This is a genomic window from Corynebacterium sp. HMSC14H10 (assembly GCF_001807105.1).
GTDB lineage: Bacteria > Actinomycetota > Actinomycetes > Mycobacteriales > Mycobacteriaceae > Corynebacterium > Corynebacterium jeikeium_D.
Genome location: NZ_KV787443.1, coordinates 83,940 through 98,339 on the forward strand (window position 1 = coordinate 83,940; position 14,400 = coordinate 98,339).

14 protein-coding genes and 1 tRNA gene are annotated in these 14,400 nt (G+C 57.9%); 5 read left to right on the forward strand and 10 right to left on the reverse strand.

Annotated elements, in window-relative coordinates; all coding sequences use genetic code 11:
* Position 1: 1 nt before the first annotated feature.
* The 5 genes from HMPREF3135_RS08945 to HMPREF3135_RS08965 all read right to left on the reverse strand — a co-directional run bounded on the left by HMPREF3135_RS08945 (position 2) and on the right by HMPREF3135_RS08965 (position 5,625).
* On the reverse strand, positions 2-1,438 hold the full coding sequence (locus tag HMPREF3135_RS08945; protein WP_070439230.1) for a penicillin-binding transpeptidase domain-containing protein: 1,437 nt from the start codon (positions 1,436-1,438) through the stop codon (positions 2-4).
* Complete coding sequence (locus HMPREF3135_RS08950; RefSeq protein WP_016421756.1) at positions 1,439-2,800, reverse strand: FtsW/RodA/SpoVE family cell cycle protein; 1,362 nt, start codon at positions 2,798-2,800, stop codon at positions 1,439-1,441.
* Positions 2,797-4,131 (reverse strand): PP2C family protein-serine/threonine phosphatase, encoded by a 1,335-nt coding sequence (locus HMPREF3135_RS08955; RefSeq protein WP_016421757.1) that lies wholly within the window; start codon positions 4,129-4,131, stop codon positions 2,797-2,799. The genes HMPREF3135_RS08950 and HMPREF3135_RS08955 overlap by 4 nt, the downstream gene beginning before the upstream one ends.
* Positions 4,128-4,589: an FHA domain-containing protein FhaB/FipA gene (locus tag HMPREF3135_RS08960; RefSeq protein WP_016421758.1), complete on the reverse strand. Its 462-nt coding sequence runs from the start codon at positions 4,587-4,589 to the stop codon at positions 4,128-4,130. The genes HMPREF3135_RS08955 and HMPREF3135_RS08960 overlap by 4 nt, the downstream gene beginning before the upstream one ends.
* Positions 4,590-4,725: 136 nt before the next feature.
* Complete coding sequence (locus tag HMPREF3135_RS08965; RefSeq protein ID WP_070439233.1) at positions 4,726-5,625, reverse strand: DUF3662 and FHA domain-containing protein; 900 nt, start codon at positions 5,623-5,625, stop codon at positions 4,726-4,728.
* A 265-nt stretch (positions 5,626-5,890) separates the two neighbouring features.
* Between HMPREF3135_RS08965 and HMPREF3135_RS08970 the strand changes: the two genes are divergently transcribed.
* Both HMPREF3135_RS08970 and HMPREF3135_RS08975 read left to right on the forward strand, forming a co-directional pair.
* Positions 5,891-5,974: transfer RNA gene (locus HMPREF3135_RS08970), tRNA-Leu, on the forward strand.
* A 635-nt stretch (positions 5,975-6,609) separates the two neighbouring features.
* Positions 6,610-7,425, forward strand: coding sequence for a hypothetical protein (locus HMPREF3135_RS08975; protein WP_070439236.1), 816 nt, complete (start codon positions 6,610-6,612; stop codon positions 7,423-7,425).
* A gap of 38 nt (positions 7,426-7,463) precedes the next feature.
* Here HMPREF3135_RS08975 and HMPREF3135_RS08980 read toward each other — a convergent pair whose 3' ends face one another.
* Positions 7,464-7,880, reverse strand: a complete 417-nt coding sequence (locus HMPREF3135_RS08980) for an iron chaperone (RefSeq protein ID WP_070439239.1) — start codon at positions 7,878-7,880, stop codon at positions 7,464-7,466.
* A gap of 59 nt (positions 7,881-7,939) precedes the next feature.
* Here HMPREF3135_RS08980 and HMPREF3135_RS08985 point away from each other — a divergent pair, with 59 nt between their 5' ends.
* Positions 7,940-9,322: a DHA2 family efflux MFS transporter permease subunit gene (locus HMPREF3135_RS08985; protein ID WP_070439242.1), complete on the forward strand. Its 1,383-nt coding sequence runs from the start codon at positions 7,940-7,942 to the stop codon at positions 9,320-9,322.
* On the opposite strand, the gene HMPREF3135_RS08990 is transcribed toward HMPREF3135_RS08985, so the two are convergent.
* Both HMPREF3135_RS08990 and HMPREF3135_RS08995 read right to left on the reverse strand, forming a co-directional pair.
* On the reverse strand, positions 9,306-9,998 hold the full coding sequence (locus HMPREF3135_RS08990) for an AAA family ATPase (RefSeq protein ID WP_070439245.1): 693 nt from the start codon (positions 9,996-9,998) through the stop codon (positions 9,306-9,308). The two genes, HMPREF3135_RS08985 and HMPREF3135_RS08990, sit on opposite strands and share 17 nt — an antisense overlap.
* Positions 9,995-11,008, reverse strand: a complete 1,014-nt coding sequence (locus HMPREF3135_RS08995; protein WP_070439247.1) for an App1 family protein — start codon at positions 11,006-11,008, stop codon at positions 9,995-9,997. Before HMPREF3135_RS08995 ends, HMPREF3135_RS08990 begins: the two co-directional genes overlap by 4 nt.
* Positions 11,009-11,101: 93 nt before the next feature.
* On the opposite strand from HMPREF3135_RS08995, the gene HMPREF3135_RS09000 reads away from it, so the two are divergent.
* Entirely contained in the window at positions 11,102-11,428 is a 327-nt protein-coding gene (locus HMPREF3135_RS09000) for a transglycosylase family protein (RefSeq protein WP_005511827.1), read from the forward strand.
* Here the strand turns inward: HMPREF3135_RS09000 and HMPREF3135_RS09005 are convergent.
* The gene (locus HMPREF3135_RS09005) at positions 11,425-12,654 is read right to left on the reverse strand and encodes an HNH endonuclease signature motif containing protein (RefSeq protein WP_016421766.1); all 1,230 of its coding nucleotides are present in this window, start codon (positions 12,652-12,654) and stop codon (positions 11,425-11,427) included. The two genes, HMPREF3135_RS09000 and HMPREF3135_RS09005, sit on opposite strands and share 4 nt — an antisense overlap.
* Before the next feature lie 296 nt (positions 12,655-12,950).
* Here HMPREF3135_RS09005 and HMPREF3135_RS09010 point away from each other — a divergent pair, with 296 nt between their 5' ends.
* Positions 12,951-13,472: a GNAT family N-acetyltransferase gene (locus HMPREF3135_RS09010; RefSeq protein ID WP_070439250.1), complete on the forward strand. Its 522-nt coding sequence runs from the start codon at positions 12,951-12,953 to the stop codon at positions 13,470-13,472.
* Here HMPREF3135_RS09010 and HMPREF3135_RS09015 read toward each other — a convergent pair.
* Complete coding sequence (locus HMPREF3135_RS09015; RefSeq protein ID WP_070439253.1) at positions 13,429-14,346, reverse strand: FAD-dependent oxidoreductase; 918 nt, start codon at positions 14,344-14,346, stop codon at positions 13,429-13,431. The genes HMPREF3135_RS09010 and HMPREF3135_RS09015 overlap by 44 nt on opposite strands.
* Between the last annotated feature and the right edge of the window lie 54 nt (positions 14,347-14,400).

The following is a 14,400-nucleotide window of genomic DNA, read 5'->3' on the forward strand; positions in this document are numbered from 1 at the left end:
CTTATCGACCCGCCTGTTCGACCGCGTCAATGAGTGCACGGCCAATCGGGGCAGCAACGGAGGCGCCGGTAGCGCCCTGGCCTTGGCCGCCACCGTTTTCCACGACGACAGCCACGGCGACATCGGAGTCCGGCGCGAAGGCGATGTACCAGACGTGCGGTGCGTACTCGCCGCGGACGGCACCGTGTTCGGCGGTACCGGTCTTGGAGGCAATACGCGAACCGTTACCGCCCGAGTGCGACTCGGAGCCGCGCATCAGCTCAGTTACGGTCTCCGCGACCTCCGGCGAAATCGCCTCGCCGGCTTCAATCGGCTTAAAGGACTTGATTTCGGAGAGGTCGGCACCGCGCACCGATTTGATGATCTGGGGTTCCATGCGCACGCCGCCGTTGGCAATCGTGGCGGCGATGATGGCGTTGTCTAGCGGCGTGAAAGACACGTCGCGCTGACCAATGGAGGTCTGACCCAGCGAGGACTGATCCGGAATATCACCGACAGCGGAGGGCTGAATCGGCAGGCCCGCGTCGTCGTGGGTCTCACCGATGCCGAATCGCTTAGCGACGTCCTTGAGCGCATCGGCCCCGTACTGCATACCGAGCTCAGCGAATGCCGTATTACAGGACTGCGCGAAAGCCTGGCGGAGAGTTGTAGTAGCCCCACCACAGGTCGAGCCACCGTAGTTCTCCAACGTAGTGGTGGTATCCGGCAGCGTAATCTGCGGTGCGCCAGTGACCGAGGTGTCCGGGGAAGCGCCTTGCTCCAGTGCCGTGACCGTGGTCAACACCTTGAAAGTGGAACCCGGCGGCAGCGGACGCTGAGTGGCGTGGTTGAGCAGCGGTGCGCCCTCATTGTTATTGACGGACTGCCAGGTACTCTCGTCGCCGGCAGCGATGTCATTCGGGTTGAACGACGGTGTGGAGGCCATCGCGAGAATTTCACCCGTCGATGGGCGAATGGCGACGGCGGAGCCGACGTAGCCGCGTTCAGCGAGTTGTTGGTACGCAGTCCGCTGAGCGTTCGGCAACAGCGTCAGCTCCGTGGAGGCCCCAGAGGGTTCCTTGCCCGTGACCATGTCGAGGGCGCGGGAGGTAAACAGCGAAGGGTCGCTGCCGTTCAAGATCTCGTTCTGAGAGCGTTCGATACCGGCGGAGCCGTAGATGTCCGACAGGTATCCGACCACCGCGGCATATGCCTCCGGGTCGGTGTCGTAGCTGCGGTCATAGAAGCCGCTCTCGCCCTTGACCGAGTGGGCCAGAATGTCGCCGTCAGTGGTGATTTGGCCGCGAGGTTTGGACTTTTCCTCCAGGAACTGGCGGCTATTCAGCGGATTGTGGGCGTACTTATCCTGCTGGAAACCCTGGATGTAGGTCAGGTTCGCCAGTAGAAGAACGAAGAGTCCGAGAACGACAACAAAGATTTGGCGAATGGTCTTATTCATCTACTGGTTCACCTCCTGAGATGCGGTGGCATTGTCGTTGAGGCCCGAAGGGTTGCTTGGAATACCCCAGGGGCGGTTGGCCTCGTCAGAGACGCGCAGCACGATGGCCAACATGATGTAGCTGGCCAGCAGTGAGGAACCACCGGCTGACATGAACGGAGTAGTCAGACCGGTCAGCGGCATCAGCTTGGAAACACCGGCTGCAACCACGAACAGCTGAATGGCCATAGAGAATGCGACACCGGCCGCCAGCAGCTTGCCAAAGGAATCACGAACCGCCAAGCTCGCCGAAATACCGCGGGAAATCAGAATCGCGAACAGCAGGATGATGGCACTCAGGCCGGTAAAACCGAGCTCCTCACCAAAGGCCGAGAGGATGAAGTCAGAGTGTGCCACCGGAATGTTCTGTGGGTAGCCCTGGCCCAGACCGGTACCACCGATGCCACCCCAGCTCATGCCGAACAGCCCCTGGGAGAGCTGATAGCCGCCCTCGTCGTAGGAGCCCAACGGATCCAGGAAATGCGTGACTCGCGCCTGAATCTTGTCCGAAACCATGTAGACACCGACAACGCCGACGGTCACCAGCACCATGCCGATGATCAGCCAGGAACCACGACCGGTGGCAGCGTAGAGCATTGCCAGCACAGTGCCGAAGAGCACCAGCGCCGGTCCAAAGTCATTCTGCAGAGCCATGATGACGGTAGCGATGCCCCAGATCAGCAGAATCGGACCCAGGTCGCGAACACGCGGGAAATCAATGCCCAGGAAACGCTTGCCCGCCACATTGAACAGCGAGCGCTTATTCACCAGCAGCTGAGCAAAGAAGATCAGCAGCATGACCTTGGCAAACTCACCCGGCTGCATGGAGAACGGGCCGATGGAAATCCAGATGCGGGCATCAGCATTAATCGACGACGGCCACACCAGCGGTAGCGCCAACAGAATCAAGCCGCCGAGACCCAGCAGATACGAGTACTGCGACAGCGAGTGGTGGTTGCGCAGCAGGACAATCACGCCGATAAACAGTGCGACACTGAGTACGGTCCACATGATCTGATTGCGCACTAACGAGGTGTCGTTGGCCAGGTCGAGGCGGTGAATCATCACCAGCCCCAAGGCATTGAGCGTTGCTGCAACCGGCAGCATCACCTGATCGGCGTTGGGCGCCACAAAGGTCAGCGCGATATGCGCCACTGCAAAGATCACAAAGAATCCGCCAATGATGTAAAAGACATCTGCGGTCAGAGAGTTGCCCTGAGCCAGTTCCAGCGAAATTAGTGCCAAAAGCAACAATCCTGCCGACAGCAGCAGCAGGAGCATTTCCTTCATCCGAAGCTGTCGCTTCGTGGTAGTTTCACTCATTTTCGCACCTGCCTACAGTTGACTCCTGGCTTCGAGCCCAGCTTTTCATCCTTCTTGTCATCGTCGGAAACGGACAGACATACCGGCAGTGCCGACTCCGCCAAACGTCCAATCTGGTCGCTGACACCGTCGTAGGAATCAGCCGGCAGACCTTCCAGCGAATTGCGTGCCGCCGGCGAGAGATCTTCCGGCGTCATGATGTGGCAGTCGACCTTCTCCTTCGGCGTCCCAGCCGGAGGAAGCTGAACTTTATTGTCATCGGTCAAACAGATGAACTGATGTGGCTCTTGCAGATCGAAGCCCAGCAAACTGCCGGGCACGCCGTGCATCAGCTGCACCTGCCCGTCGACCACCGCGAGATGGTACATCGACTCCTTCTTCTGCCAGCCCCAAATACCAAGGCCGACCAACCCGGCCACCAGCACCAGCACCACAGAAATAACGAGCCACTTGCCCTTGGAAGCTTTCTTCTCCGGCGCCGAAGTCACTGCAATTTCCTGCGACTTCCGCGGGCGGAGTGCCGCCGCGCGTCCCGCTGACGTATTGGGGCGGGGGAGTTCCTCCTCCGCACTCTGTAGGGCACCGGCCAGGGCGGGCTCGTAAGGCGTGCGTGCCGACGAATCGACAACATCGGCAACCACCACGGTGATGTTATCCGGACCACCAGACTTCAACGCGTAGTCAATGAGCTTGGTAGCGGCCTCGTCCGGAGTGCCCTCCGAGAGCACATCCTTGATGGTATCCGCGGACACTGGATCGGATAGACCATCCGAGCACAGCAGGTAGCGATCGCCCTCGTGAACATCGCGATAAGACAAAGTAGGCTCCACCGGGCGACCGGTGAGAGCCTTCAAAATCAGTGAGCGCTGAGGGTGAATTGCCGCTTCTTCCTCGGTGAGATTGCCTTCATCCACCAGGGACTGCACATAGGTGTCATCCCGGGTAATGCGGATGAGCTCCCCGTCGCGCAGCAGATAGCCACGCGAGTCACCGACATGGCACATGCCCAGGCGGGTGCCGTCGAAAAGCAGAGCAGTCAGCGTAGTGCCCATGCCTTGCGTAGAGGGGTTCTGCTCAATTTCATCCGCAATGGAGTTATTGCCCTCCATGCAGGCGCTGCGCAGGGACTCGAGCAAATCGGGGCCGGGCTGATCATTGTCCAGCCGAGAGACGGCCGCAATCATCAGCTGAGATGCGATTTCTCCGGCGGCGTGGCCACCCATGCCGTCGGCAAGCGCGAGCAGACGCGAACCCGCATAGGCGGAGTCCTCGTTGTTCTGTCGGATGAGGCCGCGGTCAGAGCGGGCCGTGTAATTCAGAGCAAGACTCATGGTTGCAACCTCAAAGTTGTACGGCCAATACGAAATTCCATACCCGAAGCCAGGCGTTCCGGCTGTTCCACGCGCTGGCCATTGAGGAATGTGCCATTGCGGGAGTCCAGGTCTTCCAGGTACCAGATGCCGTCGCGGTTGATGACGCGAGCGTGCTGGCCCGAGGCGAAGTCATCGTTGAGGACGAAGGCATTCGACTCTGAACGGCCAATAGTGATGTCGCGTTGGTTGTTTAGGTTCATGCGCGAACCCGCCAGCGGCCCGGAGGTGACAAGGAGCTGATGTGGAGTCTGCGAGCGCTGGAAACGCTTGGCCGGAGCACTGCTGGCCTGCCGAAGTGGGCGCAGCGGAGCCGAGCCTGTTGTTTCTGTACGCAGGGTGCGAAGCGTCATCCAAATGAAAAACCACAGGACGACCAGCACGCCGATGCGCGAAAGCAGAAAAACGATAGCTTCCACGTCCGAGGAACCTCCTTATGTAGAGCTGGTGGGTCCGCAAACCGAACACACGGACGTAATTATTCCAGGAATGTGTCGGCAAACCTAGGGCAGTGGCATGTGAACCTGGTGAACCTCACTACTTAGCGGATCTGAATCAGCGGATCTGAACTTCGAGAACAGAATGTCCTAGCGAGATTTCGTCGCCGTCGGCCAGCAGCCAGTTCTCAATGGGTTCGCCATTGACAATGGTGCCGTTGGTCGAATGCAAATCGACGAGCACAGCGTCCTGGCCGTCCCACGTGATCTCGGCATGCTGGCGGGAAACACCAGTATCCGGGAGACGGAAGTCGGAAGCGGTGCCGCGGCCGATGATGTTCGAACCATGGCGCACCTCAAATACGCGCGAGGAGCCGTCCTGCAACAGCAGGGTGACGGTCTTTTCCTGGGACTGGTCTTCGCCCACGGTCGCGCTGCTCAGCTCAGTTGCAGCCTCTGGGTCGACCGCGGGGATGGGGCGGGAAGCGGTGGGGAACTGCTCAGCTTCAGGCTGCGGGTGGTAGGCGGCAGAGGTCTCTGCAGCTTGGGGTTCATCATCGCTTTGCGACGGGGCTGCGTCAGTGTTGGCATCATCGGCACTGTCCTCGAATGGGGCGAACTCCGAGGTGCCCACGGTGTCCTCGGTGAAAGTGCTGGCCGTCTTCAACTGGCCGGTGTGGAGAGACTCCACTGCCTGCAGGTGGACGCTAATGGAACCGGTGAAGCCCCAGCCGTTGTTACGGCAGTAGCGTGTCATGCGGTCAGCCAACTGATTCGGCAGGTTGGGCTCGGACGCAGAAAGGTTCTTGTAGTCGGCAGCGCTGATGCCAATGCGGAAATCATTGGGTGCCAAGTACTGACCGTTGGCGTCCTGCATCAGGAAGTCTTCAATTTCCTGCTTCAGGCATTCTTCTAACTCATTCGGGACAACCTTGCCGCCGAACACGCGCGCAAAGCTGTTATCGAGCCCGCGCTGAAGCGAGCTATCGAGCTTGCGGATGCGTCCTAGGAAATCCATCTGACTAAAGAAATTCGCCTTCTCCCGCCAAACCGCGGCGGGTTACGTGAAAAAAAATGTGCACAAAAATTATCGATACTAAGCAACAGTATAGAGCCCTACACCTTCAGTTAAGGGCTAGGAACTACTGAGGTTTATCAAATAGTGACGACGGTTGTGGGGGAAGTTGCTATTGCTAAGTGCTGAAAAGTGGTGGAAAACGTGCGCTGGCCTGGGGATTTGGTGGTGTATTAGCGCGGGGTGTTATAGTTCTATTCGTTCCCACGGGCGAGTGGCGGAATGGCAGACGCGCTGGCTTCAGGTGCCAGTGTCCTTTACGGACGTGGGGGTTCAAGTCCCCCTTCGCCCACAGCGAAGATCCTCGGAAGTGTAAAGGCTTCCGAGGATTTTTTGTTTCTGGGGTTGGGGTTTGGGGTGGGGCTTGGGTTGAAGCAGAGGCAGATGCTGAGCTGACGTTGTTGGCTTGTCCTTTAACTCTCCTTTAACCCTGTCCGGCACTTATGGCCAGGTTTCGGGGACTTGTCGATGGATTCTCCTGACTTATCGATGGTTTTTCGGCACTTATGCGCACGCTGTGGGCCAGGCTCTCTCACTTGTCGATGCGCTATTCACTTGTGGACACGCTGTAGCGCATCGATAGGTGAATAGCGTGGCCATAAGTCGTCGGATGCGTGGGCCAGCGAGCATTGCAGCCAGCTCGCGAGAAGAAATGTAGAAATCTCAAAACTCATTTTGTATTGAAAGTAGAAGAAAACTTGAATAGTTTTGAGATGAGCATGAGGGCGGTCGGCCCCCATCTGCGACATTGGTATAGCGGTGTTCAGTCATGAATTTGGCTCACGGCCATATTTTAACGATTGTTTGGTACCTGTTTATATCGTGAAAAATCAACTCAAGAATGTGTAAGAAATATTAAGAGAGAGCTTGCATGGTGAGGAATCTTCTTCCGAGGAAAGCCTGTCAATTCATAGTCGGAATGTAGGCATGAAAATTATATTTAGAGCAATTCTGGTTACCGCAATTATTCTTGAAGCAGTTCTTTTCCTTCTTATGAATGTGGTATCTGGTTTGCCGGGTTGGGTATTCCTGTTACCACTTGCCGTGGTGGTTGCGGCTTTTCTCTTACTGTTTGGAGGTATGTGGCAAGACTATCTCAGAAATGGCAGGTCATGGGCTGCTTCGCTGTCCGAGACGTCAAAGAAATTTGGCGTACCTCGAAAAATACTAGCGTTACTCGTTTCGGAAGTTGGTTCGCTGCTAGCTGCTTTCACCTTTTTTAAGCCTCAGAGAAATGTCGACAGTGAAGTCAGATCCTTCACTGTACATAGAAACCTTCGAACTGTTGTTTTTATGATACTGGCGCTAAGCGTTGTAGAAATCAGCATTGTGCATTTTGCCATTTCTAATGCACTTTGGCGATATTTATTGCTGGTAATTAGTGTTTATGCCGTAGTTCTTCTATCTGGATTTTACGTAACTGTTCGGGACCATCCGCATCTCATAACACCGCAAGGACTCGTACTGCGAAATGGGCGAAGGCTTATTTGCGAAATTCCGTGGTCACAGTTACGTCATGCGAGCTCCGTAACGGCAGGTGAAGGAGGGGACATAGCAATTGACGAGGACGGCAATCTCAGGGTGCCTGTTTTGAGTGAAGTGAACGTCAGATTAGAAGTGGATTCGCAAGTCGTGGCAGAAGATCTTTACAAGGGGCTAATGACCGTTTTCTCGATTGAGATTTACTGCGACGACAAAGACGCATTCCTCCGCAATCTCGCTGAGGAAAGGAATGCTCATTAAATGCTTGGCAGCTTCCAGGTCTGGTAATCAACCCCGGCCTATCGCCAAAACTTGGTCATCCCGCGCTTGTCCTCCATGTTGAACTCAATCATCTTGGCCAGCAGGTCCAGCGGCATGGACTCGGCCTTGCCGTCCTTTGGCCAGGGGAAACGGACCATCATTTTTTCGTAGGAGAGGCCACGGGCATCGAAGTCGTCGGCGAACTTTTCAATACCTGCGCGTTCCGGGGCAATCGCCATGTGTTTCTTGGCGTAGGAGAAACCGATGATAAAAGTGCCATCGAGCGTGAACATCGGCTGATTCCAGGCAATGCGAACGCCGAGTTCCGGGTACTTTTCATGAACCCATTCCAACACCTCGAGAGCGACAGCGCGCTGCGTGTCATCATCTACCCGCGAGAGGTGATTGGCGAAGAACTCGGCGATGGTTTCATCGGTCATATGCTGAACAGCCATAGCCTGGATTTTACTGTGCCATCAACTAACACCCGAGCCATCAACTAACATAACTCCGAGTGGCTACAGATTTGAATACTCAGTTTGATCCCAAAAAGGCGTGGCCAGCGCTATGGACCGTGTTACTCGGCTTCTTCATGATCCTGGTCGACGCCACCATTGTCACCGTTGGTATCAACACCATCCAGCATGAACTGGGCGGTGAGCTCAACCAGGTCATGTGGGTGACCAGTGGTTATCTGCTGGCCTATGCCGTGCCGTTGCTCATTACTGGCAGGCTCGGTGACCTCTGGGGAGTCAAGCACACCTATGTAGCGGGCCTGGTTATCTTCGTGTTGGCGTCGCTGGCGTGTGGGTTGGCGCCGTCGTTAAGCATGCTGATCATTGCCCGCGTGGTGCAGGGACTGGGGGCCGCGCTGCTGACGCCGCAGACGATGGCGCTGATTACGCAGATGTTTCCGCCGGCGCATCGCGGTGCGGCGATGGGCCTGTGGGGTGCGGCGGCCGGAATTGCCTCGCTGACGGGGCCGCTGGCCGGTGGCGTGTTGATTGAGCTGCTGAGTTGGCGCTGGATTTTCCTCATTAATGTGCCGATTGGGCTGATCGGGCTCGTTTTTGCGTTCCGCTATCTGCCGACCTTTGAGACGCACCGCAACAAGATTGATTATCTCGGTGTTGTACTCAGCGCGATTGGTATGTTCCTGCTGGTCTTCGGCATTCAGGAGGGGGAGAGTGCCGACTGGTCCGGTTGGATCTGGGCACTGATTGCCGGTGGCGTGGTGGTTCTTGGACTATTCACCGCGTGGGAGGCCAAGACCACGGCCGAACCGTTGATGCCGCTGTCCCTTTTTAAGGATCGCAACTTCACCATCTCCTCGCTGGCGATTGCTGTGACGGGGGCGCTGGTGGTCGCGGTTGGTTTCCCAATCATCCTCTTCGCCCAGAATGCCCGCGACCTATCGACCATCCAAGCCTCACTACTGCTCGTGCCGCAGGCGGTCATCTCCGGTGTCATGGCACCGTGGACTGGGCGAATGCTAGACCGGCTGAAGTTCCGTGAGTTCGCGCTGATTGGTTTTGGGTCCTCACTGGTGGGCATGCTCGGGTTCCACTACCTCATCCACGAGGACCTTTCCGTGCTGTGGCTGCTGCTGCCGGGCGCCGCATTCGGTGTGGCAAACGCGTTTATTTGGGGCACGCTGTCGACGGCTGCCACCCGCAACATCGACCCGTCCCTCGCCGGTGCTGCCTCCGGTGTGTACAACACCATCCGCCAGATTGGCAGTGTGCTGGGTAGCGCACTGATTGCCACCGTCATGGCGGCGGCGCTCAGCAGCAACCGTGGCGACTTCACCACCGCCATGAGTGACGCGATGTGGTTGCCGGTGGCACTGTCGGCCCTGGGTGTCGTGGCGGCGCTGGGGCTTAAGAATCCGAAGTAAAACGCTCCACCATGTAGTCCGCGATGCCGACGGGATCGGCTAGGAAATCCCTGGTTGCCCGTACCGCGAGGGTGTCTTCGAAGTGGGTGGTGTCGGCGTCGTCAAGCGAAATAATCGTTGCTTCTGGCGTGGCGAGCAGGATGGGGGAATGCGTCGCCATGATGATTTGTGCGCCGGCTTCCGCGAGCGCGCCGAGGCGGCCGAGGAGCTCCAGTTGGCGTAGGACCGACAGTCCGGCCTCGGGTTCGTCAAGGAAAATCAGTGATTCGGGACTGAAGCGGCGTTCGGCCAGCGTCATGATGGATTGGCCGTGGCTCATCTGGGTGAGGTCTGCCATTTCTCTGCCACCTGGTAGCTGCCCAAGCGACTCGTAATAGCGCGCGAGGTTCAGGTGCGCGTCGCCGCGAAAGAAGAACGTGTCCGGGGGATTGCGCCTGGTCAGCGCCAGTGGGACCGGGGAGGTGCGCTCTTGCGTCTTGTATCGCGAGCCACCGTCCGTATCGACACCCATCGCCGACGCCAACGCCTCCAGCACCGTCGACTTTCCCTTGCCGTTTTCGCCGGTCAGAATGGTAATCGGCGTGGTGAAGGCCATGGGGAAGGGCAGGGCGAGCTTTACGACGTACGCCGGGAGCTCGGCATCATCGTGAATACGGGCATGGCGGAGGTAGATCATGGTTGCGGCAGTTGGTCGATCTGTTTGAGCAGTTCAAAGCCGTCTGCGCCCTCGATGAACGGGACCTCCTTGTTCTCCAGCTTTTCAATTGGCACTGCCGTGCCGTGAGAGAGCACGTGCTCGCTGGGAGTGAGGTTGCGGATTGCGATGGCCGCGACCTTGTCCGGATGCTCCGCCGCGGCCGTGCCGTAGATGAGCGGGTCGTACTGGCCATCATCGCCGACGAGGATCCAGTTGATTTCGGGGAAGTCAATAAACAGGTCGCGAAGTCGCACCTTCTTGTGTTCCTTGCCCGAGCGGAACAGGCCGGTGGGCGTTGGCCCCCAGTCGGTGAGCAGCAGTGGGCCCTTCGGCAGGTTGTTGCGGTGTAGGAATCTTTTTAGTGTGCTGAAGGTGTTCCACGCTCCGGTGGAAAGGTAGATGACGGGGACGTCCGTGTCCTCGTCCGTTTTGCTCGCGTAACGACGGCGAAGTTGCGCATAGAACTCGCCGAAGCCAGCGACGGCCTTGCGCTCGTCTGTCTCCTTGACCCAGGAGTTGTAGGCGGCGATGAGGGCGCGCGGCAGCATGGTGACCAACACGGTGTCATCAATATCGGAGACGATGCCGTATTTGGTCTCCGGGGAGAGGATGAGTACCTCTGCGGAAGTGTCGTTGATGGTAATTTCGTGCCAGCCGGGTTCGAGGCCGTGATTCCGAATCAGCACCTCGATGTAGCCGTTGCTATCCGTGGTGGTTTCCACCGTGCGGTCGCCGGCAGTGATGGTGACGGGAAAGTCCGCGAGTTCGACGGTAAAGAACTGCCAAAATCCGCGTTTTTTGTTTCGTTCTTCGTCTCGTTTTTTGGCCGGATCCTTCAGGAGGACACGGCCGAATACGCGCACGCGCTCTGCATTTCCGTACCCGGTGAAACCGATGATTTCCGGTTCCCAACCAGCGTTTTTGGAACGCTTGGCGGCCAGCGCGTTGATCCTTCTCTCGGTCTTGCGGACGACATCTGCCACGGACATGCTTTCCAGGATACGGGTTGACAGGACGGGGGAGGGTGCGCGTAGGTTGGTCGCCCAAGAGAAAAGTCAACCCTTTAGGAGTGTTCTCTTTTTATGCGTTTTTCCGGTAAGTTCATCGCATCCGCCGCTGTGGCAGCAGGCATGATTGCTGCCCCGACCGCCGCCGCTAACGCTGCATCAGTCAGCGCCTGGGATCAGGTTGCGGCATGTGAGTCCGGCGGAAATTGGCAGACCAATACCGGTAACGGCTACTACGGCGGACTGCAGTTCTCGCAGCAGACCTGGAGTGGCCACGGCGGTGACCAGTACGCACCGACAGCTGACCAGGCCACTAAGGAGCAGCAGATTGAGATTGGCGAGCGCGTGCTTGCCTCCCAGGGTGCTGGCGCATGGCCGAACTGCGGTGGTCCGCTGGGTTAATCCTCCCCATCATCAAAGACCAGATCTGGCACAGCCGCGAATGACAGCCACCACTTCATGTAGTGGTCATGGCGTGCTTTCGTCTTCTGAGTAGCGCGTTTGTCAAAAGTCTGTCGCCCGAACCCGGCTAATGGTCCGGCCGGGACGGTCGCCGCGGTAATACCGTCGGCAGAGGACCACACCTCTGAGCCGTCCTCATAAGCGGTGATATCCCAGAGCTTGTGGGTTTTCAGGTTGTGGTGCTTCCTGCATAGGCAGTGCAGATTCTGTGTGTCGGTGGGGCCACCGGCTTCGGGGGCTTCCTGGTTGTACGGCGCGATATGGTCAATATCGCACTTATATGCTGGGACTTCGCAGCCGGGGAAGCGACACGTGCCGTCGCGACCGTGGACGCGGGCGACCTGCGCTGGAGTTGGACGGTAACCATTGGTGGCGCTGTCTGCTGAGAGGCGGACATGCGTCACCTTTTGCATCCACTCTTCCGTGACCAGCGCGCCAAGCCAGCCGGCGCCGTCCAGCCAGGCATCATCACTGTGGGGCTCGCGGAAAACATTGAGCACAACTTCCGCATTGGTGCGCTGGTGGATGAGTTCCACAAATGCATCCGCCTGCGTCATTTCCTCATTCGCGCGGAAAACCGTTTCAATCGCGCACATGGCAAAATAGGCGCGGTCCGGCCGCAGTGTGAGAATGATTTGAGAGTAGCTGTCGGGACGTTCCACCAGAGTCACCGATTCCGTATCGGTGATGGTGGGAATTGTGCCGTCGGCACGAGCGCGGTCATCCAAATCCGCAGCAATATCACCAATTTTGGTGGTGAGCGTGCGAGGACCAATCATTGCTTGACGACGCTTCCGTGGCGTAACCAATGCCAGAATCTTCTTCTCTGCATCGGGTATTTGATCAGGCTCGATGCCGACTACGCCATGTGCAATGATGCCGAGTTGCCGCATGGATAATGCGCAGCTTTCCCGGGCATATTCCGCCAACTGTGGCATTTTCTCCAGCAACAGGCCAATGTCACAGATACGCAGTGCCTCACTGCGAGTGATTCCCAACCGAACGCTGATGCGAGCGGCATGGTTTTCAACGTCATCATCACCTGCAGGGCAGCAGGCTTCAATCAACTCAAGTTGGGCGCGGTTGGTAGCCCGCGCGAGTGCTGAGAGCTCATCTTCAGAATTCTCATGAGCCCAATATGGTTCGGGTACTTGTTCGGACTTCATTGGATCCCCCTGGTGCTCCAATGGTTGTCGGTTTTCTTTCGAACTTACTTGCTATCATACGGGCATGTTTCTAGTTTGTAAAGAGAAATGAAAGAGAATTTTGAGGAGTTTTCGAAGATGGTTAGCCGACTATAAAAGCACATGTTACCTGGGTGTTTGTGGGTTGTTCGCGGGGTAGCGTACCAAAATACAAATAAAACACCCGTTCGAAATTGAAAGCTTGGTAATCTCGCTTTCATAAAAGCGGAGTTGTAGAAAACAGCACAGAAACAGCGCAGACAGCGGGGAGTAAAACCATGATCATCCGACAGGCAACGCGGGAGGACGCCGCAGCAATCGCGGAGATCTACAACGAGGCCGTGATCAACACCGTCGCCATCTGGAACGATGACACCGTCAGCGCGGAGAATCGCATCGCATGGCTGGAGGCGCACTGGGACAAGGGCTACCCGGTTTTCGTCGCCACGCTTGACGACGAAGTCGCTGGATATGCCACCTTTAGCGATTTCCGTGACTTCGACGGGTTTCAGTACACGGTGGAAAACTCCATCTACGTGCATCCGAACTTTCAAGGCAGGGGAATTGGAGGCGCACTGTTAAGCGCGACCATCGATGCTGCTCGCGAGGCGGGAAAGCACGTTCTGGTTGCGGCGATTGAAGGCAGTAACGAGGGGTCGATTGCGCTGCACGAAAAGTATGGCTTCCAGCGTGTTGGGCTACTGCCGCAGGTGGGGACGAAGAACGGGCGCTGGTTGGACATGCTGTTGATGCAGGTCATGCTGACAGGCGGGCAACCACCCGCTCGGCCGCGCGCTTAGCGAAGGGGCTAACACCCATGATCGTGGCGGCGCCGGGGCCAACCCGGTCGCCGTAGCCGACGAACTCGATGAGGTCAGAGTCGATGCTGCGGAAAGGGCCGAGCGCGGGGCGGAAACCGGTGCACCAGATGAGGTGGTCCGCGTGGACGTCGTCAAGCGAAGAAAACATGGGTGTCCAGGTGAGTGCGCCGGAGTCGCGGGCTTTGCGGACGGGCGGTAGGGCAACGATGTCGCCAATGCTGTCGGTGGCGCCCTGGCGGTAGCGTTTGAACAGGACGCGGCCGTCGACGTCGTCGGGCATCCAGCGTGGTTCGTGGCGGGTGAACCAGGTGGTGTCGATGCCGGAAAGCACCAGTTCAGAGGCTATTTGTGCGCCGGAGTTTGCCGCGCCGACAACGGCAACGCGGGAGCCGTCGAATGGCTCGGGACCTGGGTAGTTGGCCGAATGCCACTGTTTTGCGGCGGTCGGGCCGGGGTAATACGGGACGAAGGGCCGGTTGCCGGTGGCGGCGATGAGCTGGCGGGATTCGAAGTCACCGGCATCGCTGGTGAGGTGGAAGGTGCCGTCGTGAGAGACGTGCGTGACGGTGACCGGGCGCTGGACGCGCAGTTCGTAGCGCTTTTCGTAGGAGCTGAGGTAGTCAATCACGTGGGAAGCGGGCGGGAAACCGTCATAATCGGGCATCTGGATGCCCGGAAGGTTGGAAAAGTCCGGGGTGGAAAAGAGCGTCAGTGAGGGCCAGACACTGCGCCAGGAGCCGCCGGGAGCGGGCTGATTGTCCAGAATGAGCGGATCAATGCCGCGTTTGTGCAAGTAATAGGCGGTAGCGAGGGCAGCTTGGCCGCCACCGACGATGATGACATCCTCAAGCATGCTCCCAGCTTAACGACGAGTGCCGCACCTCGAGCTGTACTACCGTGGAGCACC

Bases quoted from the DNA above. Each gene is read 5' to 3' on its own strand.
- HMPREF3135_RS09005 (WP_016421766.1), bottom strand. From the start codon at position 12,654: ATGAAGTCCGAACAAGTACCCGAACCATATTGGGCTCATGAGAATTCT.
- HMPREF3135_RS08995 (WP_070439247.1), bottom strand. From the start codon at position 11,008: ATGTCCGTGGCAGATGTCGTCCGCAAGACCGAGAGAAGGATCAACGCG.
- HMPREF3135_RS08955 (WP_016421757.1), bottom strand. From the start codon at position 4,131: ATGAGTCTTGCTCTGAATTACACGGCCCGCTCTGACCGCGGCCTCATC.
- HMPREF3135_RS08980 (WP_070439239.1), bottom strand. From the start codon at position 7,880: ATGGCTGTTCAGCATATGACCGATGAAACCATCGCCGAGTTCTTCGCC.
- HMPREF3135_RS09000 (WP_005511827.1), top strand. From the start codon at position 11,102: ATGCGTTTTTCCGGTAAGTTCATCGCATCCGCCGCTGTGGCAGCAGGC.
- HMPREF3135_RS09010 (WP_070439250.1), top strand. From the start codon at position 12,951: ATGATCATCCGACAGGCAACGCGGGAGGACGCCGCAGCAATCGCGGAG.
- HMPREF3135_RS08975 (WP_070439236.1), top strand. From the start codon at position 6,610: ATGAAAATTATATTTAGAGCAATTCTGGTTACCGCAATTATTCTTGAA.
- HMPREF3135_RS08990 (WP_070439245.1), bottom strand. From the start codon at position 9,998: ATGATCTACCTCCGCCATGCCCGTATTCACGATGATGCCGAGCTCCCG.
- HMPREF3135_RS08965 (WP_070439233.1), bottom strand. From the start codon at position 5,625: ATGGATTTCCTAGGACGCATCCGCAAGCTCGATAGCTCGCTTCAGCGC.
- HMPREF3135_RS08950 (WP_016421756.1), bottom strand. From the start codon at position 2,800: ATGAGTGAAACTACCACGAAGCGACAGCTTCGGATGAAGGAAATGCTC.
- HMPREF3135_RS09015 (WP_070439253.1), bottom strand. From the start codon at position 14,346: ATGCTTGAGGATGTCATCATCGTCGGTGGCGGCCAAGCTGCCCTCGCT.
- HMPREF3135_RS08945 (WP_070439230.1), bottom strand. From the start codon at position 1,438: ATGAATAAGACCATTCGCCAAATCTTTGTTGTCGTTCTCGGACTCTTC.